This is a genomic window from Gottfriedia acidiceleris (genome assembly GCF_004138285.1).
Taxonomy (GTDB): Bacteria; Bacillota; Bacilli; order Bacillales; family Bacillaceae_G; genus Gottfriedia; species Gottfriedia acidiceleris_A.
Genome location: NZ_SCFN01000001.1, coordinates 52224 through 78747, shown reverse-complemented (window position 1 = coordinate 78747; position 26524 = coordinate 52224). Strand labels below are relative to the sequence as shown.

General features: G+C 33.1%; 25 protein-coding genes, 2 tRNA genes, 1 pseudogene and 1 riboswitch. Of the genes and pseudogenes, 3 read left to right on the top strand and 25 right to left on the bottom strand.

Annotated features, from left to right (window positions below; translation table 11 throughout):
* Positions 1-139 precede the first annotated feature (139 nt).
* From EP747_RS00400 to EP747_RS00330, 15 genes are all read right to left on the bottom strand, one after another.
* Complete coding sequence (locus EP747_RS00400) at positions 140-1762, bottom strand: ATP-binding protein (protein WP_129688025.1); 1623 nt, start codon at positions 1760-1762, stop codon at positions 140-142.
* A 19-nt stretch (positions 1763-1781) separates the two neighbouring features.
* On the bottom strand, positions 1782-1961 hold the full coding sequence (locus EP747_RS00395) for a hypothetical protein (RefSeq protein ID WP_129688024.1): 180 nt from the start codon (positions 1959-1961) through the stop codon (positions 1782-1784).
* Between the two features lie 109 nt (positions 1962-2070).
* Positions 2071-3039, bottom strand: a complete 969-nt coding sequence (locus EP747_RS00390; protein WP_129688023.1) for an electron transfer flavoprotein subunit alpha/FixB family protein — start codon at positions 3037-3039, stop codon at positions 2071-2073.
* Positions 3040-3061: 22 nt separating this feature from the next.
* The gene (locus EP747_RS00385; protein WP_129688022.1) at positions 3062-3826 is read right to left on the bottom strand and encodes an electron transfer flavoprotein subunit beta/FixA family protein; all 765 of its coding nucleotides are present in this window, start codon (positions 3824-3826) and stop codon (positions 3062-3064) included.
* A gap of 364 nt (positions 3827-4190) precedes the next feature.
* On the bottom strand, positions 4191-5888 hold the full coding sequence (lonB, locus tag EP747_RS00380; RefSeq protein WP_129688021.1) for an ATP-dependent protease LonB: 1698 nt from the start codon (positions 5886-5888) through the stop codon (positions 4191-4193).
* Between the two features lie 187 nt (positions 5889-6075).
* Positions 6076-7347, bottom strand: a complete 1272-nt coding sequence (gene clpX, locus EP747_RS00375) for an ATP-dependent protease ATP-binding subunit ClpX (protein WP_129688020.1) — start codon at positions 7345-7347, stop codon at positions 6076-6078.
* A 353-nt stretch (positions 7348-7700) separates the two neighbouring features.
* On the bottom strand, positions 7701-8981 hold the full coding sequence (gene tig, locus EP747_RS00370) for a trigger factor (RefSeq protein WP_129688019.1): 1281 nt from the start codon (positions 8979-8981) through the stop codon (positions 7701-7703).
* 418 nt (positions 8982-9399) lie between these two features.
* Positions 9400-10383, bottom strand: coding sequence for a hypothetical protein (locus tag EP747_RS00365; RefSeq protein WP_129688018.1), 984 nt, complete (start codon positions 10381-10383; stop codon positions 9400-9402).
* A gap of 153 nt (positions 10384-10536) precedes the next feature.
* The gene (locus tag EP747_RS00360; protein WP_129688017.1) at positions 10537-11094 is read right to left on the bottom strand and encodes a DUF4240 domain-containing protein; all 558 of its coding nucleotides are present in this window, start codon (positions 11092-11094) and stop codon (positions 10537-10539) included.
* Positions 11095-11305: 211 nt separating this feature from the next.
* Positions 11306-11379 (bottom strand) — tRNA-Arg (locus EP747_RS00355).
* Between the two features lie 3 nt (positions 11380-11382).
* Positions 11383-11456: transfer RNA gene (locus tag EP747_RS00350), tRNA-Gly, on the bottom strand.
* Positions 11457-11695: 239 nt separating this feature from the next.
* Positions 11696-12199: a metallophosphoesterase family protein gene (locus EP747_RS00345; protein WP_129688016.1), complete on the bottom strand. Its 504-nt coding sequence runs from the start codon at positions 12197-12199 to the stop codon at positions 11696-11698.
* Positions 12199-12819: an XTP/dITP diphosphatase gene (locus EP747_RS00340; RefSeq protein ID WP_129688015.1), complete on the bottom strand. Its 621-nt coding sequence runs from the start codon at positions 12817-12819 to the stop codon at positions 12199-12201. Before EP747_RS00340 ends, EP747_RS00345 begins: the two co-directional genes overlap by 1 nt.
* Positions 12820-12843: 24 nt before the next feature.
* A complete protein-coding gene (rph, locus tag EP747_RS00335; RefSeq protein ID WP_056472467.1) occupies positions 12844-13584 on the bottom strand; it encodes a ribonuclease PH in 741 nt (246 codons plus the stop codon).
* 187 nt (positions 13585-13771) lie between these two features.
* The gene (locus EP747_RS00330) at positions 13772-14815 is read right to left on the bottom strand and encodes a GerMN domain-containing protein (protein ID WP_129688014.1); all 1044 of its coding nucleotides are present in this window, start codon (positions 14813-14815) and stop codon (positions 13772-13774) included.
* A gap of 200 nt (positions 14816-15015) precedes the next feature.
* Here EP747_RS00330 and EP747_RS00325 point away from each other — a divergent pair, with 200 nt between their 5' ends.
* Positions 15016-15240, top strand: coding sequence for a helix-turn-helix domain-containing protein (locus EP747_RS00325; RefSeq protein WP_056472461.1), 225 nt, complete (start codon positions 15016-15018; stop codon positions 15238-15240).
* 312 nt (positions 15241-15552) lie between these two features.
* Here EP747_RS00325 and EP747_RS00320 read toward each other — a convergent pair whose 3' ends face one another.
* From EP747_RS00320 to EP747_RS24590, 7 genes and pseudogenes are all read right to left on the bottom strand, one after another.
* Positions 15553-16320, bottom strand: coding sequence for a TatD family hydrolase (locus EP747_RS00320; RefSeq protein WP_129688013.1), 768 nt, complete (start codon positions 16318-16320; stop codon positions 15553-15555).
* A gap of 4 nt (positions 16321-16324) precedes the next feature.
* Positions 16325-17056: an ABC transporter ATP-binding protein gene (locus tag EP747_RS00315; RefSeq protein ID WP_129688012.1), complete on the bottom strand. Its 732-nt coding sequence runs from the start codon at positions 17054-17056 to the stop codon at positions 16325-16327.
* Positions 17053-17820: an ABC transporter permease gene (locus EP747_RS00310; RefSeq protein ID WP_129688011.1), complete on the bottom strand. Its 768-nt coding sequence runs from the start codon at positions 17818-17820 to the stop codon at positions 17053-17055. The genes EP747_RS00315 and EP747_RS00310 overlap by 4 nt, the downstream gene beginning before the upstream one ends.
* A complete protein-coding gene (locus tag EP747_RS00305; protein ID WP_056472450.1) occupies positions 17820-18110 on the bottom strand; it encodes a thiamine-binding protein in 291 nt (96 codons plus the stop codon). The genes EP747_RS00310 and EP747_RS00305 overlap by 1 nt, the downstream gene beginning before the upstream one ends.
* Positions 18111-18122: 12 nt before the next feature.
* Positions 18123-19115, bottom strand: coding sequence for an ABC transporter substrate-binding protein (locus tag EP747_RS00300; protein ID WP_129688010.1), 993 nt, complete (start codon positions 19113-19115; stop codon positions 18123-18125).
* Between the two features lie 88 nt (positions 19116-19203).
* A riboswitch (TPP riboswitch) is annotated at positions 19204-19313 on the bottom strand.
* 251 nt (positions 19314-19564) lie between these two features.
* Positions 19565-20698: an IS200/IS605 family element RNA-guided endonuclease TnpB gene (gene tnpB, locus EP747_RS00295; protein WP_129688009.1), complete on the bottom strand. Its 1134-nt coding sequence runs from the start codon at positions 20696-20698 to the stop codon at positions 19565-19567.
* 34 nt (positions 20699-20732) lie between these two features.
* A pseudogene (locus EP747_RS24590) lies at positions 20733-20849 on the bottom strand (transposase); the annotation flags it as partial.
* Between the two features lie 322 nt (positions 20850-21171).
* Here EP747_RS24590 and racE point away from each other — a divergent pair.
* Positions 21172-21963 carry a glutamate racemase gene (gene racE, locus EP747_RS00285; protein ID WP_129688008.1) on the top strand — a complete coding sequence of 264 codons (792 nt, stop codon included), beginning with the start codon at positions 21172-21174 and terminating at the stop codon, positions 21961-21963.
* A gap of 93 nt (positions 21964-22056) precedes the next feature.
* Here racE and EP747_RS00280 read toward each other — a convergent pair whose 3' ends face one another.
* Positions 22057-22500, bottom strand: coding sequence for an RrF2 family transcriptional regulator (locus tag EP747_RS00280; protein WP_129688007.1), 444 nt, complete (start codon positions 22498-22500; stop codon positions 22057-22059).
* A gap of 186 nt (positions 22501-22686) precedes the next feature.
* Here EP747_RS00280 and hmpA point away from each other — a divergent pair, with 186 nt between their 5' ends.
* A complete protein-coding gene (hmpA, locus tag EP747_RS00275; RefSeq protein WP_129688006.1) occupies positions 22687-23931 on the top strand; it encodes an NO-inducible flavohemoprotein in 1245 nt (414 codons plus the stop codon).
* 290 nt (positions 23932-24221) lie between these two features.
* Here hmpA and EP747_RS00270 read toward each other — a convergent pair whose 3' ends face one another.
* Both EP747_RS00270 and EP747_RS00265 read right to left on the bottom strand, forming a co-directional pair.
* Complete coding sequence (locus EP747_RS00270) at positions 24222-24734, bottom strand: GNAT family N-acetyltransferase (RefSeq protein ID WP_129688005.1); 513 nt, start codon at positions 24732-24734, stop codon at positions 24222-24224.
* A 17-nt stretch (positions 24735-24751) separates the two neighbouring features.
* Positions 24752-26431: a DUF2339 domain-containing protein gene (locus EP747_RS00265; RefSeq protein ID WP_165346746.1), complete on the bottom strand. Its 1680-nt coding sequence runs from the start codon at positions 26429-26431 to the stop codon at positions 24752-24754.
* Between the last annotated feature and the right edge of the window lie 93 nt (positions 26432-26524).

The window sequence follows — 26524 nt, the reverse complement described above, 5'->3', positions numbered from 1 at the left end:
TCACTACAACTTAATCTGATTCGCAACAACCTAGTTTACTCATTACTTCTTCAGTATTCACACTTAAACGTAATTCCTTTTATTGTTTACTTTCCATTTTTTAGATTTGAATTATTTCTACTTTTATAATTCTTTTTTATCAACTTACTAATGGTAGGATAATCTCAATAAGTGTTCCCTCGTTTACTTTACTAGAGTAGGTGATTTTACCATTGTGTTGCTCTATAATTTTATGGCAGACCATCAATCCTAGTCCGGTGCCTTTGTCCTTTAAAGAGTAAAAGGGCTCGCCTAAACGTGGAAGTAGGTCTTCCGGAATGCCACACCCCTGATCTCGAATTGAAATAATACACTCGCCACATGAAGGTTGACTTATATTAATATTAATTTCACCACCATCTTCCATCGATTCTACCGCATTTTTAAGGACATTAAGAAACACTTGTCTTAATTGGTTCTTTTCACAGGAAATCAAAATGGAAGAGTGTTCCACATTCAGTTTAAATTGTATAGCATTATTGCCAAGCTGAGGGGTTAATAATTTAAGTGTATTTTCCATTAATTCTTGTACATTAATAATGTGACGTTTAAATGATTGGGGTTTACCTAAAGTAAGAAGTTCGCTGGTGATTTCTTCAATTCGGTCTAGTTCATTTAGTAGCAAGTCACTATATACAACAGATTTATTTTCTTTCTTATAAAGTTGAACAAACCCCTTTATAGTCGTGAGAGGATTTCGTATTTCATGTGCTACTCCGGCTGCTAATTCACTGACAATTGATAATTTTTCAGATTGTAACAGGATCTCTTCAGCTTTTCTTCGTTCCGAGATATCTCTGCTATTAACGACAATATGTTCAATTGATTCGTCTTCCCTCTTAACGGGCATTAAACTGGACTCTAATTCAATCCATGCCCCTTTTTTATTTTGGATTCGAAAAATGACCGATTGAAATTTTTTATTTTGAAAAATGAGATTTAACTTATCTCGAAAATTACAATAATCGTCTGGATGAATAAGAGTTTGAAACTTAATACCTTCCAGTTCTGATTCTTCATATCCTAATACCAACAGGTGAGAAGGAGAATAATAAAGTAAAGACATACTTTTATTAAGCACCACCGTCATGTCCAACGTATTCTCTGCTATTAATCGGTACTTTGATTCACTTTCTCCAACTTTCTTATACATATATTCAAGTTTACTATTTAATTCATACAGTCTAAGATATGACTCAATTATTAATATAGCAATAATAACTCCTAAACAAACAAATAATAGATATTCAAAATGAATGAAAGGATGCTCTTTTATGTTGTAAAAAATAGAACCAATAACCAAATAGCTACACGCATAAGTACAAAGTAAAATTAGGACTCTTTTTATCATTGTGAGTTTTGAAAAATAAAAGTTAATAGCTAAAAATCCAACCATTAGAAGTGTCCAAGCATAAATAGAACCAAACCAAATACCATTTTCATAAAGTCTCCCAACTAAAGCAACGTATCCAGTAATTAATCCAGTTACTGGTCCAAGATAAGAAAATGCAACAATGACTATTGCAATTCGTAAATCAAAAGAATAACCAAGTTGGTTAATGGACAACAAAACGAGTATAACTATAAAAAGAACAGCATATAAACCAGCCCAACGTTGAACCTTTTTAACTGGTATATAATTGAAAAAAGAATGGATAACTAATGGAATGATAACAAATATTGAAAAAACCGAGAGATTAACGATGTATTTTAAAATGATCAACCAACATCCCGCCTAAACATTAACGATTACTATTCATATGTTTATTGATCGGCTTACTTCCGAAATATCGAATACAAAGATTATCTAGTTGATTTTGATACTCGCTTACATGATCAGAATGTTCTCCATATAGCTTTTGGGCTTTTTTCAAATTTCCTTTTATCGTTTCATATTCTTCCACTATTTTTTTCAACATCATAAAGTTTCCATCTCCTATTCAGATTCGTTTTTCCAAAAAGCTCGTAAACTATTTCAAACGGCACTTCCCTTATTACTCGGAGAAATGCCTGACGAATGATTTTTATTATTTATGCGTTTACTAATATTTTTTTGAATTCTTCCGTAAGCATTGGAACTACTTCGAATAAATCACCGACGATGCCATAATCAGCAACCTGAAAAATTGGTGCTTCAGGGTCTTTATTTATCGCTACAACAACCTTTGAGTTCGACATACCAGCCAAATGCTGTATCGCGCCTGAAATCCCACAAGCAATATACAAGTCTGGTGTTACGACTTTACCTGTTTGGCCAATCTGTAAAGAGTAATCACAGTAATCGGCATCACATGCACCACGAGATGCACCTACTGCACCACCAAGAACCTCCGCAAGCTCTTTGAGAGGCTGAAATCCTTCTACTGATTTTACTCCCCTTCCTCCAGAGATAATGATTTTCGCTTCTGAGAGATCTACGCCACCAGTGGTCTTACGTACAACATCTTTGACGACTGTTCGAATGTCATTAATTTCAACATTAAACCACACAACCTCAATAGTACCTCCAGCTTTCTCTACTGCAATATTATTCGGTCGGACTGTTGCAAAAGGTATACTAGAAACTGCTTTCTTTTTCTCAAACGCTTTCCCTGAATAAATTGGACGCGTAAAAATTACATCATCATCTTCAATCTGTACGTCAATGACATCTGACACAAGACCAATACCAAAACGGGCAGCAATGCGTGGTGCAAGATCTTTCCCAATAGCTGTATGGGGAAATAAAATTGCATCTGGCTCTACATCTTCAATGACTTGACGCATCGCTTGAGAGTATGCATCAGTTGTATACACATCCAATTTTTCGTTGCTAATGATATATACTTTATTTGCTCCATGTTTACCTAAAATATTGGCATAATGAGTAGAGTTACTACCAATCGCAACAGCAATAATTTCTCCTCCTTCTGCAATACGCCTTGCTGCAGTCAATGCTTCAAGTGATACGCTTCTTAAATTACCAGCCTTAGCTTCTGTTAGTACAAGTACTTTTCTCATATTCTTTCTTCCCCCTAGATTATTAGATTACTTTTGCTTCCCTACGAAGTAATAATGCTAGTTCCATTACTTGATTATTGATATCACCAGTTAGAATACGACCTGCTCCCTTTTTCGTTGGAAAAAAGGTTTCCATTACCGCCGTTTTTACTTCTGCTTCAACTTCTATATCTAAATCATCTAATTCTATACGCTCTATTGGCTTTTTCTTCGCTTTCATAATTCCAGGCAGCGATGGGTAACGTGGTTCATTTAATCCTTGTTGGGCAGTAATTAGTACAGGGAGAGAAACTTGAATGATCTCTTTATCCCCTTCTACATCCCGCTCGATCGTAGCTTCATTATTGCTGATCTCGAGCTTAGTAATCGTTGTAACTTGTGCAATATTAAGTTCTTCAGCCAGACGTGGCCCTATTTGTCCAGAACCATAGTCAACTGCTACATTTCCACCTAAAATAATATCAAATTCACGTTCTTTAATAACGGCCGCAAGAATTTTAGCAGTAATGTATTCATCAAGTTCAAAATCTTCGCTCTCCACAATTACTGCATTATCTGCTCCCATAGCAAGCGCCGTACGCAGTGCACTTTCTGAGCGTTCTGTTCCTACTGTGATAACGGTTACAATTCCACCATGCTTATCCCGCAGTTTAATCGCTTCTTCAATTGCATATTCGTCATAAGGATTAATAATGAAGTTTACCCCCTCTTCACTAACTGCATTATTCTGAATCACAATTTTCTCTTCCGTATCGAAGGTTTGCTTCATCAAGACTAAGATGTTCATATTACTATCCCCTATCCTTTTTTTATTTCAAACGTAAATCTCTTTTAACACGTCCCCACAATCAATACTCTCCCAAAAGGTAAATACTAAATGCTCTATAATACTAAATTCTTCCTATTACCCACTTGCTGGAAAATAAGAGGGAATATTCAGAATAAAAAAACTTCTAATTAGATAATAAATTCAAATAATTGTTTTTCAAAGTTCATAATCTAAAAGGTACGTTAAATAAAACTTAATCTATTTAGACTTTAGTAAACAACAAAAGAGCAACGACTAATAGTCGTTGCTCCTTTGTTGTTTACTAGACTAAATATTAATTTTAATACCTTTTGCAAATTTACTATCGTACACTTATTTTTATCTACATAGATTGCGATTGATTCTCCTCAAACAATGTTAATTGCTGGAAATCAGTTTTTGTTTGAGTTGGTAGTTCAAATTTCCAATTATCTTTAAAGACTTCATGGAGAACTTTTTCAATACGATCTACTGCTAATATTTCTACATCTTTATATTGATGTAATGTAGCTTGATCGTTCTCTTTTGGTACAATAATTTTAGTTGCTCCTGCTTTAACGGCTGCCTTTACTTTTTCTGGAACACCGCCAACTGGTTTTACATCACCTTGAATGCTCATTTCGCCAGTCAAAGCAATTGTATTTAATACCGGAACATTATTAACCGCTGAAAAAATACCTACTACCATGGCAATCCCTGCAGATGGGCCGTCAATTAATGCGCCACTTGGAAAATTAATGTGAATCGTAAAGTCATCGATTGGTACACCAATTTTTCGTAAGATTGTCGTAACATTTTCTAAAGAGCCTTTTGCCATACTTTTTCTACGAATGGATTTAGCTTGATTACCTAAGCTTTCTTCTTCAACAATTCCAGTAATAGTAATTGAACCCTTACCGATTTCTTTTGCCTTCATTGCACTTACTTCAATCGGTAGTAACGCACCAATATTTGCTCCATAAACAGCTAAACCGTTTACCAATCCTACTGTTGGAGCTTCTGGAATTTTGTTAACAAGTCTTGGTGATAAACGACTTACAGAAACAACCCACCCAATATCATCTTCTATTAATTCTTTTCGTCCAGAAGTTAAAACCATTCCGCCAGCTAACTGAATTAGGTTAATCGCTTCACGACCATTTTTTGCATATGTACCTACTAATTCTAAAGCTTTTTCTGAGAGGCTTAATTCAATTTTTTCAGCAGATCGTTTAGCTACTGCTTGAATTTCATCCTGTTCTAATTCTCTAAAAAATATTTCTAAACAACGAGAACGAATTGCCGGTGGGATATCTTCTGGTGATCTTGTAGTTGCACCAACTAATCTGAAATCTGCTGGTAAACCGTGTTTGAAAATTTCATGAATATGTGCAGGTATAGAAGGATTTTCTTCTTGGTAGTATGCACTCTCAAATTTTACTTTACGGTCTTCAAGGACCTTAAGCATTTTATTCATTTGAATTGGATGAAGCTCGCCAATTTCATCAATAAATAAAATCCCTCCATGCGCGTCGGTTACTGCTCCTTTTTTAGGTTGAGGAACGCCTGCTTGCCCCATTGCACCTGCACCTTGATAGATTGGATCGTGAACTGAACCAATTAAAGGATCAGCAATTCCTCTTTCATCAAATCGAGCAGTTGTAGCATCTAATTCTATAAATACTGCATCTTGTTTAAAAGGTGTATTCGGGCTCTTTTTCGCTTCTTCTAATACAAGTCTAGCCGCTGCCGTTTTCCCGACACCAGGCGGCCCATAAATGATAACATGTTGAGGATTAGCACTACAAAGTGAAGCTTTCAACGCTTTTATTCCATCCTCTTGACCAACTATATCATCAAAAGTGGCTGGTCTAACTCTCTCTGCTAACGGAACAGTTAAAGAAATAGACTTTAATTTACGTAACTGCTCCATTTCTTTTTTAGATTCTCTGTCAATCGAAACCTTCGTTGTTCTTTGTCCCTTTAATAAATGAATAAAATACAATGCAACGATTGTACCTAATGCTAATTGAGCTAATAATATAATAGTTGTTAAACTCATTCTTTACCCCTCCACTGAAGTAGAAATTACTTTTAGTATCGCCCTCTAAATGGAAGGATAAACCAAATTTAAAAAATTAAAGGCAAGGTGTACCGAGTAAAGTTCTTATGCATTTAAGAAAGATTAAAAAAACTCACCTAAAAAAGTCAAAATAAAAAACCAAATGCAAATGCATTTGGTTTTTTACTTAAGCTAATTTATTTGCTTTTTTCTTTAACTCTAATTCTGTTCCATCTTCTAATACAAGCTTAGGCGCTGCACCAGTTTTAACAGTTTCTGCTGAGATAATACATTTTTGAATATCCTCACGTGAAGGTAATTCAAACATAATATCTAACATAAGCCCTTCTATGATCGAACGTAGTCCACGAGCTCCAGTTTTACGCTCAATTGCTTTTTTAGCAATTTCAGTTAATGCGTTATCCTCAAACTCAAGTTCAACTTGGTCAAGCTCTAGTAATTTTTGATATTGCTTAATTAAAGCATTTTTTGGCTTAGTTAAAATTTCAACTAATGATGCTTCATCAAGTTGCTCTAAATTAGCTAAAACTGGTAAACGGCCGATGAACTCCGGAATTAAACCAAAACGTAATAGGTCTTCTGGTAATACGTGGTTTAAGATTTCTTTTGAGCTTAAATCGCTCTTTTCAGAATCACCACTGAAACCAATTACCTTTTTACCTAAACGACGCTTGATAATTTGTTCGATGCCATCAAATGCTCCACCACAAATAAATAAAATATTTGTCGTATCAATTTGAATGAATTCTTGATGTGGATGCTTACGACCACCTTGTGGAGGTACACTTGCAACTGTTCCTTCAAGAATTTTTAAAAGTGCTTGCTGAACACCTTCACCCGACACATCACGTGTAATTGAAGGGTTTTCAGACTTACGTGCAACTTTATCAATTTCATCGATATAAATAATACCTTTTTCAGCGCGCTCTACATCATAATCAGCTGCTTGGATTAATTTTAAAAGAATGTTTTCAACATCTTCCCCAACATATCCAGCTTCTGTTAATGAAGTTGCATCTGCAATCGCAAATGGTACATTTAAAATTCGTGCTAAAGTTTGAGCTAATAATGTTTTACCACTACCAGTTGGCCCAATCATTGCAATATTACTTTTTGATAATTCAACCTCATCAATTTTGCTATTTGAATTAATACGTTTGTAGTGATTATATACAGCAACAGATAAGGCTTTTTTCGCATTGTCTTGACCAATAACGTATTCATCAAGAATTTCGCAAATTTCTTTCGGTTTCGGAACGTCTTTAAACTCTACTTCCTCTTCTTTTGCTAGTTCTTCTTGAACAATTTCAGTACAAAGCTCAATACACTCGTCACAAATATATACACCAGGTCCTGCAACTAATTTTCTAACCTGAGACTGTGACTTCCCACAGAACGAACATTTTAGCTGTCCTTTTTCTTCGTTAAATTTGAACATATGTTCACTCCCTCTAAAAATTTCTAAAAACCCTCAATATGTATGTAATCCAAAAAATATGTATCTTGTAGCTATATGATAGCATACAAAATAAACAAAGCAATTAATTACTACTCTAAAATTGTTTAAATTTTTAGAATATATATATTCTAATCTAAAGCTAATAATCCTTCTTTTGAAGAATTATTTTTAGTATAGCCACAATAATTTTTTAAAATCTGTATAACAGATTCTAACATATGTATATGTGTATTTTAAAGGAAACAGTTCTCTTTACCAAATATTTCATTATTTAAAAACAAGGCACGAAAAATCTCGCGCCTTGTTTAAGTCAATATATGTTTATTTAACGCTTATTTTTTTCTGCTATCTACTAATAACTCAACAGCTTTACGGATTTGAATATCGTCACGTACAGCGTCAGTTCCACCTAGCATAGTTACTAATTGCTCAGAAGGAATGTTGTACATTGCAGATAAACGAGCTAATTCTTCGTTCATTTCTTCTTCAGTTGCATCGATTTTTTCAGCTTCGATGATCGCATCGATTGTTAAGTCGATTCTTACACGAGCTTCAGCATCTTGACGCATTTGAGTACGAAGATCTTCTTCTTTAGTACCAGTGAATTGGTAGTAAAGCTCTAAGTTTAATCCTTGTTGTGCAATACGTTGTTCAAAGTCTTTAACCATACGGTCAACTTGGCTTTCGAACATTACGTCTGGGATTTCGATTTCAGCATTTTCAGCTGCTTTTTGAACTAAAGCATCACGTAAGCTACCTTCAGCTTGAGATTTTTTAGATTCAACTAAGTCATTTTTGATTTTAGCTTTAAGATCTTCTAAAGTTTCTACTTCGTCATTTACGTCTTTAGCAAACTCGTCGTTTAACTCAGGAAGTTCTTTAGCTTTAATTTCATGAACAGTTACTTTGAATGTAGCAGCTTTTCCTGCTAATTCAGCACTGTGGTATTCTTCTGGGAATGTTACATTAACATCAGTTTCTACACCAGATTTTGCGCCGATTAAAGCTTCTTCAAATCCAGGAATGAAAGAACCTGAACCGATTTCTAGTGGATAGTTTTCACCTTTACCACCTTCGAAAGCTACGCCATCAACGAAACCTTCGAAATCAATTACAGCTGTATTACCGTTTTCAACAGTACCATCTTCTTTAACTACTAACTCAGCTTGACGCTCTTGTAATGTAGTTAATTCTGCTTGTACGTCTTCGTCAGTTACAGTTGCATCCATTTCTTCAACTTCTAAGCCTTTGTATTCGCCTAATTTTACTTCAGGTTTTACAGTAACTTTTGCTTTGAAGATTAAAGTTTTACCTTTTTCCATTTGCTCAACGTCAACTTCTGGACGATCAACTGGCTCAATACCAACCTCTTCAACAGCTTTGCTGTAAGCTTCTGGTAAAATTACATCTAAAGCATCATTGTAAAGTGCTTCAATGCCAAATTTTTGTTCGAAAATTGGGCGAGGTAATTTACCTTTACGGAATCCCGGTACATTGATAGTTTTTACAACTTTTTTGAAAGCTGCATCTAAACCTTTATCTACTTCAGAAGCTTCAACTTCTACAGTTAATAGACCAACGTTAGCTTCTAATTTTTCCCATTTAGCAGTCATTGTTAGTTCCCTCCAAAATTATCTAAAAAAATATATGTGTTTACGTATTTTCGTACTATACATACCTGTCCATTTTTAAAAAAGAAAATGCATGTATAATTAAGTAAATAGTCGTTACAACCATTCTATTATAACACATTCCTTTTTTGTTTCAATATTTCCTATTTTTATAAGGAGAAAATATTAGGATTTTTTAATTTTGAATTTTAAATCAGTTTAATTTCCTATAAAAAGAATCACGATGATTTCCTTTCCTGTTGATAGCTTTCCGTAGGGCGAGAACTGAGTTCCTCGTCGCATTCACTCCTATTAGAACTCGGATTTCTCGCCGCTTCTATCACTTTAAAATACCTTTATTTACATAAAAAAACAAAAACATAGAAGCCCAAATGGAACATCTATGTTTTTTCCAACTATTTCATTTTATGTTAAAGTATCCTTCATCTTCAAAGCGTTTTACTAAGGCAATTGCACTTTTTACTGGAAAATATTCTACATTAAATAAGTCTTTTAGTTCATCTTCATCTACACTACGATCAAAAAATTGCTGAACGATGCAATAAAAACAGGCTGCCCAAGTATTTATATCCGCTGGTATTGGGATAAACGGGAAGTAAATTGTTATAAAGTGTTGGAAGTGTGTTTTTGCGATTTCGAAAGCAGAAGGGTCTTCACTTTCTAATACGTCACTTAATTTTTTTAATATAGCATCTACAAAAGTTTTATGTTCATCGACTGAAACAGATGTATTCCAAATCATTCTTTGATTTACTTTGTTAAGTTCAAAATCTTTATCGATTGATTGTTCTTGTAAAATAAACAAAATAAAACTTTGAATTAACGGATTTGCTTTGGGGCTTTTTAATATTTCGCTAATTTGGTCGATAACAAGGTTACAATCTAAACCCCTTAATTCATTAATTAATTCAAGCTGCTTATCAATCGGATCAGAATTTTCAACGATCATATGTAAATTAAGAACTTCACCCTTAATGCCTTCACGATCTGAAATTACTTTCTTTGATAATGAGAGCATCGCCTGAAACTTATCCATCTGATTTTCATCAATCCGTTTTTGGGTGAGTAATCTTTTTATATTTTTTTGTAATTCTTCATATTCTTTTAATTGAAATAAAATGCTTATGTATACTTCAATTGCTTCATCACTCTCAAATGGCCCAAAAACTAAATCCTCACATCTTTCCTTAGCTTCCCTAGCCTGATTCCCTTCTAAAAGACACGCGACTGCAGCAAGCTCTGTCTGTGAATTATGCTCATTCATTTCTTTTAATTGATTACATAACATTAAAGCTTTACTAAAATTTTTCTCTTCTAATGCTTTTTTACCTAAATTTATTATCCGATCCTTCAGTTTAGGAAAAAAGACAATATTGTCTTCCATGTTACTCTCCCCTAACATTTGTTATTTCCTGCACAAACTAGTTATGAAAAAGTGTATCATGAATTAAAATTATTTAAAATATTAAAGATACGAATAAGGATGAATCGGTTTTTTAAGTTAACATTTATTCCTACTACTGCATCCAACTATTTTTTAGTACCCTAATGGTTTATTGCCAAATCTTTTCCATAGCTTTGGAAACTTAGCTTTTAATTCGTCTTTCGATTTCCAATCGATCCTTAATTGTTGTTCAGGATAATCGTAGCCTTTGCTTTCAATTAGTGAATTGAACTCATTCCATAATTGATCATCCCAATCATCATCGCCTTTACGCTTGATTGTATATGCTTGTAAAGCTAGATCTAACATATCTTCTAATTCTGGCGTAAGTCCCTCTTCTTCATAAATAGGAAAGATGTATTCTGCTAAATAATCCGGGTCATTTAACGTTTTCTTGTAAACTTGTTCTCCTTGACCGATTAACCACGCTCTAAAATGTGCAAATGAATCCTCAGAACAGCCATCCATGATGATCCATGCAGCTCCTAAAAGATTTGCGGTATACGCTTTTGAAAAATGAGTTTCAAATTGAATTTCAAAACTAGCTATCTCTTCCTCTGATTGTTTAGCTAATTGATTTATTACCCATTCATATGGTTCTTCAACAATATGCATTTTGGATATTAAGCTCCAAAATTCTTTTTCGTTCATTTATATCACTCCACTTTTTTATTTATACTAGAATAACATATCTAGTATAAATTTATGATGATCTACGTTTTCTATTAATTGATAGGAAACCATACTAACTTATATAGTAAACGTAATTCATCATTTTATTTCTAAGGTTCTTAATTTAAAATTAGTTAAAATACAAAAAAAGACACTTATTTTACATTAAGTAAAACAAGTGTCTTTTGGACGTCCTGAGAGGGATTCGAACCCCCGACCGACGGCTTAGAAGGCCGTTGCTCTATCCTGCTGAGCTACCAGGACATATGGAGCGGGTGATGGGAATCGAACCCACGACCGAAGCTTGGAAGGCTTCTATTTTACCATTAAACTACACCCGCATATTTTTTATTTATTTTTTATTCCTTCGCGACATCACCCTGTCGACATAATTCATTATAGTCACTATGCAAATTAAAGTCAACACTATTTTAAAACTTTTTTTCCAAAATAAAGGAAAAAATTTTAAAGGTATATAATTACCTTAGTTTATTAGGGTTTTCCGGCTTTTAGTACTCCGAATTTTTTTGTTATTAGATAAGGTTAGTAGCATCATAAGCTACTAACCTCCTTTTATTCATTATAATTCAAATGAAGTTGTTATAAGCTCCGTTCCATCTGTATTATAAAAAGTAACACTAGCTTTCTTGTCAATTGTTTCAAGAATAGCATAAGTCTTTTCTTTTCTCATTCTCGGTAATAAAATGCTGCCAGGGTTAATAAACAGCACACCATCAATTACCTCGGCTCCTAATACATGTGAGTGACCGAAACAAGCAATTGTTGCTCCAACTTCATTACAACGATAATACAGCTTTTGTAATGATTGTTTTATTCCATGTAAATGACCATGTGCTGCATAGATTGTATATTCATTCCCACGGTGAATAAATTCTTCAGGGAATTCTCCTCTGAAATCACAATTTCCTCTTACAACATTATAATCCTTTAGTTCCTTAGCATTTACTTCTAATTCCGAATCTCCACAGTGTATCATTAAATCTACACTGTCACGATATCTGTCGGCGATTTCTTGCAATGGTTTTGTCAATCCATGGCTATCACTTACAATTAGTACTTTCATTAATTTGACCCTCTAAATAAAAAGTCTTTATCTTCTTTATTAATAACATTCATTAATGATTTAATTGCATTTGCGCGATGACTTAAACCACCTTTTTCATCAGTTGTTAATTCAGCCATAGTTTTATCTAATTCTGGCAAAAAGAATATTGGATCGTAGCCAAAACCGTTTGTTCCTCTTTTTTCATTGGCAATATACCCTTCAACTGTACCATGAACAGTGATTGTTTCTTTACCAGGAACTGCTAAAGCTAAAGCACAATAAAATCGCGCAGTTCTTTTGCCAGGAAAAACACCTTCTAGTTCACTTAATACTTTTTGTAAATTATCTAAGTCACTTTTATGTAATCCAGCATACCTGGCAGAATAAACGCCTGGTCTACCTTCAAGTGCATCCACTATTAAACCAGAGTCATCTGCAATTACAGGCGTATTTAACTCACTTGCTAGGTACTCAGCTTTTAAAATCGCATTTTCTTCAAATGTAGTTCCTGTTTCTTCAACTTCTTGAATTTCAGGAAAGTCTTTTAAAGATTTAATTTGAAATCCCATTGGTTTAAAAAGTGCTTCAAAATCCTTCACTTTGCCTTGATTATTTGTCGCAATAATGATTGTTTCCATCCTTAAAGTCTCTCCTTGAAATGATTATTGAAATTTAATACCTTCTTGTAATAACACTTCTTTTTGTTTTTCAATTAGAGATTTAATTCCTAATTCACCTAAAGATAATAACTCATTTAATTCTTCTCTAGAAAATGTTGCTTCTTCACCAGTTCCTTGAAGTTCAACAAACTGTCCTTTTCCAGTCATAATAATATTCATATCAACACTTGCAGCCGAATCTTCTACATAATATAAATCTAAAACTGGTCCAAGCTCATCTAAAATACCAACTGAAGTTGCTGCTAAATAATCTTTTACAGGATACGATTTCAATTTATCCATTTTAATTAATTTATCAAAAGCAAGCATCATTGCAACAAATGCACCAGTAATTGAAGTAGTTCGTGTTCCTCCATCTGCTTGAATTACATCACAGTCGATCCAAATTGTCTTTTCACCAAGTGCTTCTAAATCAACAACTGCTCGTAATGCTCTTCCTATTAATCGTTGAATTTCCATTGTTCGACCAGTTACTTTTCCTTTAGATGATTCACGGATTGTACGCTCTTGAGTAGCCCTAGGTAACATAGAATATTCTGCTGAAATCCAACCTTTTCCACTATTTCTCAAAAATGGTGGTACACGGTCCTCAACTGTTGCATTACAAATTACCTTCGTATCACCAATACTTATAAGCACCGAACCTTCTGCATGCTTTGTATAGTGAGTAATTATCTCTATAGGTCTAAGTTCATTATTTAATCTTCCATCTGTTCTTGTCATGTTTGTACCTCCTACAAAATCTTCCAAATACTAGTATAGACAAAAATGCGATTTCATTTCTACTTATTAAGTGTAATTTAAAGATAAAATTAAAAACCTTGTACAAAAATCATCACAATTTTTGTACAAGGTTGATATTTAAAACATTTTTTTAAAAGGCAAATATTATCTTTTCCTAACCACCGGGTTATAATTTTTTTGTATTTACATCCTTAGGTCTAGAAACAGGTTGGCTTAAAGGCTTTCCTTGTTGGTCTAGCGCAGTTAATTTACCATTGATTTGAATTTCAATGGACTTAACACCTTTTTGCTCAGTTAAAGAAAGAACAAGCGGCTGTAATACATCATTATTGATCATATTTTTTGCAATATTTCCATAGATACCATCGTTAAAATTAAGTACTAGCTTACCGCCTTTGAAAACAGGTTGACTAACTAGTTTCGTATCAGTTCCAAAATCGGAAACTAAATTTGAATATTCAGATGGACCTTTTACAAGTTCATTTACGATTGCTGAATATGAATCTTTTTCAGCATTTGAAATCCTAGTCGTTACAGGTACATAATAAGTGTCTCCCATTTCCCCTTGAGAAACATAATATAGCGTAACTGGTCTGGAATTCATAATATCTACAATGTCACCTTTATCAAAGTTAATTCCATCATCTCTAGTTAATCCATCACCAATCTGAGCCTTATTTACTGGCATCGATACAAGCTCTTTTCCGTTTATTCGAATTTTCACCTTTGTCACATTATCAAATTGAGTCAAAGTCCAAGTAACAGCTTGAAACACTTTTAATTCATCTTCAGCACGGTATTGCTTAAATTCTGGTGAAAAATCAGCAATAATCGTACCATCCTTTTGAGTTTGAACACCTAAAACTTCTGTATTCGGAGGTAAAACTGCTTGGAAACCATTCGGTAATTCATCTGTAACAGGTCCATCTTTTACTAAGTACTCTAACGCTTGTTTAGCCAAGCTGGTAGACTTGGGTAATTGGAATGTTTGTGGTACAACATACCCGTTACGGTCAATTAAATATAATTCCCTTTTTACTGTTTCCTCCTTCTTTGCTACTTCTTTTGAAGGTTGATCACTTTTATAAACTACAGTTTTAGGTGGATCAATGTCAGTTGAAGATTTCGTTGGAAGTAAACTACATCCACTCATTGTTGCGATTCCACATACTGCTACCGCCGTTAATAACAATCTTTTTTTCATCACCATACTCCCCCCACGCTTTTTTACTATTTATACGAGCCTGTACATTTTTTAGAACAAGCTAAATAGAAAAAAATAAATAATTTAAATCTAGCTCTAAATTTACTGGAAATATTCACCTAAAAGACCTATCGTTCATATGATAAAAAGACTAAATGAATACCCATCCGAAGAACAGCTCGGTCAAGCAAGGAGGGTTAGCACAGTTGAAGGATAGAGACTATCAAACAAAGCACACACTCACAAAGCGTGAAAAAGAAGTATTCGAACTTCTTGTTCAAGATAAGACTACAAGAGAAATTGCTGAAGAACTTTTTATAAGTGAAAAAACTGTGAGAAATCATATTTCAAATGCAATGCAGAAGCTTGGGGTTAAGGGGCGATCACAAGCAGTTATTGAGCTTCTTCGTATGGGAGAGCTTGAACTGTAGTTATTTTGTAGAAACACTTCTACAAACCAACATACTGCCGGCATTCTAAACGATATGCCGGTTTTGGTATTTACATTGAAAAACTAAGCTTTACATTTCTCTATTTTCTTGCTTGTAAAGAATCTGATTATCTAAATTGAAAGTTTTAATTTATATCCTACTTATAGTAGATAAAAAAGCCTATCTGTAAATTAGGATAGCTGCTCTGCTATAGGGGGATTTTATTTTAGCTCTTTTTACCTATCTAAAACTAAAATAATTAAATTTTATAAATAAAAAAATCGTTTCCAGTTAGAAAACGATTTTCTTATTTTATATACTATAAAACTTCTTAGTATTTTCATATAAAGTTTTATATACACTTGAAAGATCTTTGTCTTTTAACTCAGCTATCTTCGCAACCGATTGATGCATAAATCTAGGATGTGTCCACTCATTTTCAAAAGGCCCTTCAAATGGCCAAGGACCGTCTGTTTCTACCATCATTAATTCTAAAGGGTACTTTTTTACTAAGTCTTGAATCTCATTTTCATATAATACATCTGGTGTAATTGAGATAAAATACTCATTTTTTATCATCCGTTTAATTGTAAGATCGTCTCCTTTAAACCAATGAAAATGAGCTTTTTTAATAAAATATTTTTCTAATAGGTTACAAACAGTTTCGGCGTCCTCATACACTGCATGTAATATGATCGGTTTATTTAACTCTTTTGCAAGTGAGATAAATTTTTCTAGTAATTGAATATAAGGTACGTAATCAATCTGCTCTTCCAAATTCTTATAATATGGTAATCCAACTTCACCGATTGCGACCATTTCATCCTGATGGGTCTTAATCCATTCAATTAATTTAACAACCTCTTCATCAGAAGGGATTTGCTGTTCAGGATGAAATCCGAATGCTGGATATACACAATTTTTTTGTTTTTTTAACTCTAAATTTTTCTTACTAGATTTTAAATCCATCGAAACCGAAATGATTGCCTCGATTTCGTGTCTTTCTATTTTAGTTAATATTTCTTCTCTTTGACTAGTATCATAAGAATCTAAATGAATATGAGCATCTATCATTTTCATCGTATTACTCCTTCTCTAAAGCCAAATAGATTTTTCTTTTATATTCCGTAAATTCGTCACTTAATAATAATTCTTTCTTTCGTGGTCTTGGAAATGGCACAATGATTTCTTCTTTGATTTTGGCAGGTTTGTCAGAAAATATATATATTCGATCGGACATTAACAACGCTTCATCAATATTATGCGTAACTAATAAAATTGATCGTCGTTGCTCCTCCCAAATTGATAAAAGCCATTGTTGCATTTCAAGCCTAGTGAACTCATCTAAAGCTGAAAAAGGCTCATCCATACACATAAACGACTGCGGTGCTAGTAAAGACCTTAAAAATGAAACTCTTTGTTTCATACCACCAGATAATTCATGAGGGTAAGCATTCTCATAGTTTTCTAAACCAGTTCTTTTAAGCAAGTCTCTTGCCAATTTTTCATCAGGTTTATGTTTTAATTCCTGTGACAATACAATATTTTTTAACACTGTTCTCCAAGGCAATAATGAATGATCCTGAGGCATAAAACTAATATGACCAAGTTCTCCATTTATTATCGACCCATTTAACTTTACTTCTCCAGAATCAGGTTTTAGTAAGCCACCAATAAGATGAAACAACGTACTCTTCCCACTACCAGATGGCCCTAGAATCGATACAAATTCACCCTCTTTTACATAAAGAGAAATATTATCTAACACTTGATTCCCGCTATAACTCTTTGATAATTGTTCCACTTGTAATGTCATTTCCGTTTCTCCCCTTTAACTTTCCATTTAACAGTAACACGTTCAATTACGACTATTAGGAAGAAGAAAAGCATACTTAAAAACATAATGATAAAAATTGAAACAAATACTCGATCTGTTCTAAATGAAGATGAAGCTAAAGTCATATACACCCCAATTCCAGATTTCGCTCCTAGCCATTCAGATATAACCGCCCCCATAACACTATAAGTTGCTGAAATCTTTAAGCCTGAAAAAATGGAAGGTAGAGAAAAAGGTAACTCAACTTTCCAAAAAATTTGTGATTTGGATGCTCCTGCCATTTTCATATAATTTATTAGTTCACTTGGTGTTTGTCGAAAACCATCCAACGCTGACACTGTAACAGGGAAAAAACAAACAAGAGAAATAATAATTAATTTAGGTAATACCCCAAATCCAAACCAAATAATTAAAAGCGGTGCCAACACGATAATTGGTACATTTTGCGAAAGAATTAATAATGGATAAAAAGCTTCCCTAACACCTGGAATTAAATGCAATAGAAATGCTATTAACAATCCTAATAAACTACCAATTAACAAGCCAATAATCGTTAATTGAATTGTAGAAGTAATATGAGGAAGTAGTGAATCAGATGATTTCATTCCTTCTTTAAAGATTGAGATCGGTCCTGGCAATAACCAAGATTCGATTTTCCAAATTTTAATACTTAGCTGCCAACAGATTAAAAAAAGCAGGATGACAACAATTGGCTGCCATCCTTTCATATTTTTAGATTTCATTAACGGTACTTCTCCGTTAACACATCCATCGTAATACCTTGTGGTTGATAAAGTATTTTCATTTGAGTAATAACATTATGGCAACCTATTTCAATCATTCTTTCATTCATTTTTTGAACAACGTTTAATAATTGATTCAAGTCGCCTTCCATAGTTGTTTCCAATGGTTGAACTTGATATTTTACACCTGATTCATCAATAATTTTAATTGCTTCATCAACTGCAGGAATAACATCCTCAATATTATTTGTTTTCGGTATAATTTGGACACTCATTAAAGTAGTTTGCATTTTTGCTCCTCCTTATTTCGCTGGTAAGAAATCATTCGTAAATGCTTCTTTTGGCTTAAAGTTTCCTTCTAATAATTTGTTTTCAGCTAAGAAATCTGCATAGTTTTTCCAAACTGATAACTTTTGCTCACCCCAACGGTCTGCATCATCTTTATATTTAGATGCTAACCATTCTTGGCTTTTTTCCACTAATTTTTTATCTAAATCCGGATTATCCTTTAGTAAAATCGATGCAGCTTCTTTAGGGTTATCAATCGCAAAATTATATCCTTTTGATGCTGCAGCCATAAACGCTTTTACTATTTTAGGATTTTTACTAATCATTTTTTCGTTAGTAGCTAAAACTGGAGTATAGTAATCTAGCTTTTTACTATAATCAGTTAAATAAATCATGTTTAATTTTTCTCCACGAAGCTCTGCTTCAATCCCTGTCCATCCTTGATAAATCCACGCAAAATCGATATCTCTTTTTACCGCTGTAAAGAAATCAGCATCACCCATATTAACGATATTTAACTTATTAACATTAGCATTTTCTTCTGACATAAGCGATTTTAAAATAGCCTTTTCAACTGGTGAACCCCATCCACCATATGTTTTTCCAACGAAATCTTTTGGAGACTTAATTTCTTTTTTCACTGGTGATGCAAACCCAGAAGTATTATGTTGAATAATTGCTGCAATTGAAACAATCTGTACATTTTGAACTCTTGCTTGTGTAATTGACTCTTGATAAGAAACCCCAAAATCTGCTTTACCTGATGCCACCAATTGGTCTGCCCCTGTTTCTCCCGGACTGATTATATCTACATCAAGTCCTTGTTCCTTAAAGTAACCTTTTTCCTTAGCAACAAATAGCCCAGTATGATTTGTATTTGGCGTCCAGTCTAATACGACAGTCACCTTTTTTAATTGCTTTGTCTTTTTAGTAGTGGCAGTTTTGTTTTGACCACATCCGGTTAACATTAAACAAATAGCTACTAAAAATATTACTAGTTTTTTCATTATCTATATCTCCTTTTTGTTTTTTGTTTATACAAAAAGAAAACGTCCGGATACTAACCCGGACGTAAATGCGCTGTAAAAAACATATCTAAAAAGAGATACTGTTCCCTACGCTGGCATCACCCAGATCAGGTTCTAAGAGTCAACATCTTAAGGACGCTATCTCAGCCAGCAACACTGGCTCCTCCACATTTTTCTCATATATAAACTTTTCCTCATTAATATAACAGATAATGATCGAATTTACGAATTATTTTTAACTTGTGTTTAAATGTTTCAATACTCTGTTAATAGGCGCATTGAACTACTCACCACTTAACACCCATACAGATTGTTTGAAGTGGGAGATTCTTGGGAACAGAGCATACGTGCTAGTGTATTTCTTTGCCAGCAGAGGTTTCTCTTATTTGCCAAGCTATCCCCTTAGATTCCTACGGTTCTATGATTATTTATGCCAAAGCCAATGCTCGTAAGCCTTCAGCTAGAATATTATTACTAGCATTTATGTCTCGATCGTGATGTTCGTGGCAAAAAGGACAGGTCCATCCCCTTATTTCAAGAGGTTTTTTACCATCTGTGTGCCCACAATCGGAACATATTTGACTGGATGGAAACCATTTACTCACTTTCATGATTGTTTTACCGTACCACTTAGCTTTGTATTCTAATTTCGTTACAAAAGCAGACCATGATACATCAGAGATCAATTTGGCTAATTTGTGATTACGTAGCATTCCCTTAGTATTCAAGGTTTCAATACAGATTATATCGTGGTTTTTGATGATTTCTGTACTCAACTTGTTAAGGAAATCGTCACGTTGATTCAATACTCTTTCGTGTAATCTAGCGACTTTTCGTTTTTGTTTCTGATAGTTTTTTGCATCAAGAAGGTTAATCCCATTCTTTTTAGCATGTAACGCACGTCTTGAAAGTTTTCGCTGTTCACGTTTTAGTTTCTTTTCCATTTTGGCAGTAAATTTATTGTTGTCAATTTTGCTTCCGTCAGAAAAAATGGCAAAATCAGTGATGCCTAAGTCGATACCAATCGATGATTCAGCTTTCTCCAGTGGTAGTACGTCTACTTCTGCAAGAATGGATACAAAGTATTTTCCACTTGGATTTCTTCTAACGGTAGCATTCAGAAGACTACCATGTAATTCGCGACTTTTAGAAAAGCGAACAAGACCAAGTTTAGGAAGTTTCATTTTGTTTCCGACAACGGCAATATTTCCGTTTGTTTCTTTTGTTGTATAGGATTGAACTCGATTCTTTTTAGATTTAAAGCGTGGTGCGTTATTCTGCTTTTTGAAGAATCGTGAATACGAATCAGCGAGGTTTTTCAGTGAGGATTGAAGAGCAATACTGTCAACTTCTTTGAGCCATACTAATTCTTTTTTCAACTTTGTTAATTCAGCAGAACAAGAATTGTACGTTAATCCTTTGCCAGTTTCTTTGTATGTGTCGTTCCATTGTCCTAAAAAGTGATTGAATACAAAACGACTACATCCAATAGTTTTTGCGATTAGTATTTCCTGTTCCTTGGTTGGATAGATACGGAATTTATATGCTTTATTGACTAGCATTGTTTTCACCTCACTTCATTCCTTGCTTTTTAATCTATTTCTTAACTACATTGATGGGAGAACCACCAGTAGTTAGTAAGCAAAAACTTCTTGGATATAATGTTTCTTCCCATAGCTTTTTTCAAAATTGTGGAAAGGCATGTTTGATCATGATTATTGCTATCTAATTTCACTTTAATATCAGTCTTTCTTTTACTTAAGACGGAGCATATCATTGAGTTATGAAGCAGACAACAAAAAAGCCTTTAGACATACGCACGCCTAACCGACATTCATCTCCCACCTATTACTGGTGTTATCACACCTTCACGTAATTAAGGAAGGAGTCTTCTGTCTGATAATATTAAAACTATGAAACTTTAACATTTTTAAAAAGAGAATGATAAACAAAAATATCATTTCTTATAGTAAAATCTTAAATGAATAAAGAATATACTACATCAACAAATTATTAAGTAAAATGAGGGGATTTTTTGAATAAACCAATCGGAGTCATTGACTCAGGTGTTGGGGGCTTAACAGTTGCCAAACAAATAATAAGACAATTACCTAAAGAGGACATTTTATACTTAGGCGATACTGCAAGATGTCCATACGGATCACGACCATATACGGAAATCAGAGAATTCACTTGGGAAATGACTAATTTTCTATTGGAGAAAGATATAAAAATGTTAGTCATCGCCTGTAATACAGCAACTTCAGTAGTCTTAAATGAAATGCGAGAAAAACTTCAAATCCCAGTCATTGGTGTTGTCCGCCCAGGTGCCAGAGCAGCAATAAAATTAACACAAAATGACCAAATTGGTGTCATAGGAACGAATGCTACTATTAATAGTAAAGCATATCATTCTGCACTAAAGCGGATTAATGACAAAGTTATAATTGAAGGTTTGGCATGTCCAGAGTTTGCTGGAATTGTGGAAAATGGGGACTACAATAAACCTGAAATATTTGAGATTGTTAAACACACTCTTGCACCGCTTATTGATTCAAATATTGATACCCTAATACTTGGTTGCACGCATTACCCATTATTGAGTCCAATCATTCAAAAAGTAATGGGACCATCAATCCAACTTATTAGCTCTGGCGATGAAACAGCTTTAGAAGTAAGTGCAATACTGGATCAACAAAATATATTATCAAACTCTGAAATCACTTCACATGAATTTTTTACAACTGGGGATCCAACCATTTTTAGTAAAATAGCTTCATCTTTATTCCAAGAACCGATGGAAAGCGTAAAATATATTAAACTATAAAAGTCTATAGACTACATTAAATGAAAAAACCAACAAAGTAAGCCTTTGTTGGTTTTTTTGTTTTTTTAATTGCGAGCACTCTTCAATGTCACTTTATTCCTTTTTATTAATGGAAAGGTAATCTTTAAGCATGGCATTGTTTTTTACAATATCATCTAATGTATATTGATCTAATACTTGTAAAAATTGTTCTAACGCTTTATTAAATACATGTTTTAATGAGCAAACAGGTGTAATAACACAAGTATTGCCGTGCTCAAAACATTCTACAATATTAAAGTCTTCTTCAGTTTTACGAATTATTTCACCGATATTTAATTCTGATGGCAATTTAGCTAAACGGATTCCACCGTTTCTGCCACGTATCGTTTCAATATAGCCCATTTTTCCTAAATTATAAATTATTTTCATTAAATGGTTTTTAGAAATATCATAAGCTTCAGCGATGTCCTTAATATTAACTAATTTTTCATGTGGCTCAGAGCTTAGAAATATTAGTACACGAAGAGAGTAATCCGAATAATTTGTTAAACGCATAACTTGTCCTCACTGTTTTATTTAAGATTAATCATAGCATAATTGTGAACATTTTTTAAACTTTTATGTATTTTTGCGAAAAATTTCACAATAGATGTATTTTACATATTGCTTTAAACAAATTCTAGGTCTAAGATAAAGATGTATTTATAATATTACTTTAAAACGTACTTAGGGGGATTTTTCATGCTTTCTCAAAAAACAATTGATATTATTAAGTCAACAGTTCCAGTCTTAGAAGTAAAGGGTACAGAGATCACTAAAGTATTCTATAAAAATTTATTTACTAATCATCCTGAACTATTAAATGTATTTAATCATACAAATCAACAACAAGGTAGACAACAAACTGCTCTTGCAAATACTGTTTTAGCTGCAGCACAGAACATTGATAAGCTAGCAACAATTATTCCTGTTGTAAAACAAATTGCGCAAAAGCACCGCAGCCTTCAAGTTAAACCAGAGCACTATCCAATCGTAGGGCAACATTTACTAGGGGCTATTAAAGAAGTACTTGGTGATGCTGCAACTGATGAAATACTAGGTGCTTGGGCGGAAGCATATGGAATTATTGCTCAAGTATTTATCGATATCGAAAAAGAAATGTATGATGAAGCTTCTTCTCAAGAAGGCGGATGGTCTGAATTTAAAGAGTTTAAAGTCATCGAAAAAGTTGAAGAAAGTGATGTAATAACATCATTCTACTTAGTTCCTAAAGATGGTACTTCAGTTCCTACCTTCTTACCTGGTCAATATATAACTGTTCGTTCACAAATTCCTGGTGAAGAATATTTATCAAACAGACAATATAGTTTATCTGATGTACCAGGTAAAAATCACTTTAGAATTTCAGTAAAAAGAGAAGCTGAAGAAAACCAACCACTAGGTAAATTCTCAAACTACCTACACAATCAAGTAAATGTTGGTGATACACTGGAAATTACTGCTCCAGCAGGTGAATTTACTTTAAATACTGAAATTGATTCAGATGTTGTATTCTTAAGTGGTGGTGTTGGAATTACACCATTAATCAGTATGGCTAAGTCAATTGCAAGCAATCAACCAAAACGTCAAGTCAACTTCATAAGTGCTTCAAGAAACGGTAAATTACAAGCATTTGAAAATGAACTAAACCAATTAAAAGAGCAATTAACAAATTACAATTTATCATTTGTTTATGAAAATCCTTCTGAGGAAGATCTTCAAAATAACAACTTTAAAAAGCAAGGATATATTGATGCAGAATGGTTAAATAACAATATTAAATCAGACAATGCAGATTATTACGTATGTGGTCCAGTACCGTTTTTAAAAGCGATCATAACAAGCTTAAAAGAATTAGGAATTAAAGATACACAAATTCATTACGAATTCTTCGGACCAGCAATGAATTTAGACACTGAACCTAAAAGCTCTGTACATCAAGGCTAATATTTAAAAAGGATGCTCAATTATGAGCATCTTTATTTATTTCCTCTCTAATAATATAGCCACCCTTTTTAAAACTGTCGGTATTGTAAAACTACCAAAAATTGCGATTAGGTCACTTGAGTAGTATTTTTTTAGAGAGCCATATACTAAGCTGCTTATCATAAGATCGTACAAAAAGAATCGACCAAATTCACGTTTAGTTATGACCATAAAGATGATAGATGCATTTCTTGTTGTAAGAATAAGCCCACCTTCTTCTAGAAAAATTAATCATTCTAATAAACTGAAAATCACTTATTTTTTTTATCTAACATCCAATAATATTTTTCAATTTCTTCTTTTACTTTTATCATTCCAATTTTCTCTAAAACTCTAATAGAGGCATGATTATAAATGGAACAAATAGCAGTTATTCTTGTAACATGATTTTGCTGCAATCCCCACTCACAAAAAGCCTTACCCATTTCAGTTGCATATCCTTTACCTTGATAACTAGGTGCAATACTATAACCTAATTCCATAACCCCATTTTCATCCGGACCACCTTTAAATCCCATGTCCCCTATAATTACTCGATCTTTTTTATGAATAATAATTCCTTCATATTTTTCTTCAGTAGGATGCGTTTGAAAACGGGAGATCTTATAAGGGAAAAGATTTTTATATACTAAAATTGGCCACCCATTAGCAAATCTATAAAATTTATTTTCAAATTCTAACTCGTTATTTCCACTTAAAACAGAAACCATCGCTTCTTTCGTAAAAGTCATTAATATTAAGTTTTTAGTTTCATTGATTAGCATTAACTGACTCCTGTATACTAAATTTTATTGATTTTTTGACTACTGCTTCCCTTAAAAAATATTCTAGAAATTACTAATCCAATCAAGCCAAGCAGTATAAATAAACCAGCTCTAACCAACAACGTAATATTTGGTAAATCTATTAATACAAGTTTTCCTAGTGTCAGTAATAATAAACCTATTCCAGTATATGTCCAAACTTTAAACTTCTTAATGTTACCAAGTATCATGGCTAATATTGAAAGCAAGATCCAACTTATATTAATTAATAATCGAATCATATTGTCAGACTGATCTACTGCAAGTATTTGAACAATTTGTGTTATAAAAGCAATCAATATAACTGTAATTAATAAAGAACTACTTAATAAGATAAATTGCTTTTCATCTTCATTTTTATATGCCAAAATTGCAATCATAATTAGAGCTACAACTAACACAAGCCAATTCATCGTTTCAAAAGACCAAAAAGAATCTATTCCAACTGATAAAATGGAAATCCCTACAGGAATGAATGTAAGGGCCGCTATAATTATTTTCAGTAGATCTCGATATCTTAAATAAAATAAATAACTTGATAAAGCTTGAATTATTAATACAGTACATAGTAAGTTTTCTGAAACACTGTCCAAACATAGGAATGAAATAGCTAGTATAAAATTAGTCGAAAATCCAAAGAAAAAATCCGATTTCTTTTTATAATAAAAAGTCAGGAATAAATATCCTACACATAAAAAGATTAAAATCATTGTTCTAGTCTGATCTTCAAATGCACTAAAGATCCAACCAATTGTTAAAATAAAACTGGTGTGAAGAATTAATACTTGCTTTTTAATAGGAAGCTTAGATTTTATCAATATAGCTAGCAAACTAATATGTTGAACGATAATACTTAGTGCGAAATATTCAATTCCATTCGTATTAAAATTAACTAAAGCAACAATTAAATAAGATAAATGCAATAATACTGCAGACGAAAGATAGATGAATTTATATTTCTTAAATGTTGCATAAAACATAAAGCATAAGTAAATCACTGTTTCATAGATAGAGAAAAATAAATAGTTTGGCGAATCACTTTTAACTAGGAATGGTACAAAAACGGCTCCTACTATACTTATTAATCCAATTACTTCTGATTTGTATCTATTCATAGAATAGAAACCAATACATACCCAAATAATTAAAAGGGAAAATGCAATCGTTGGACCAACCATGTGATATAAATGATGCATGGCAAACGTAGTTAAAAATAATACGGGTAACACACCACCAATTAGAGATTGGCCAAGTGTTGATCGTTTAGCTTTCATTTGACGATTACCGTACCAGAATAAAGCAATGGCTATAACAAATCCAATCCCTACTTTTGCATACTTGTTTAAAACCCCATAATCTGATGCCGCTTTAAATCCCCACATTACTCCAAGAATAAAAATAAATATAAAAAATCTAGGTAACCACTTTTGGAAAATAAGCGCTTCATAGTCAACCTTTTCATTTTCAACTGTTACTTTAACCTGTCTACTAACCGTTTTTTGTGGTTTAGGATTATTTGCTTTAGTTTGAGTTATTTGTTTAATCTCGTTTGAAGTTTCCTTCATAATTAAGAGAAATTCAATTTGTTTCTTCATTTCACTTACTTCTTCTTCAAGCTTTTTTACCTTTTTTTGAAGATCTTGATTCTGATTATCCAACTGCATCACCTCTTAACATAACTATGTATTTTATTAAGACTAAATAACTGAAAAGACATCCTTCATATAAGTTCGATATTTCCTGAGATTTAT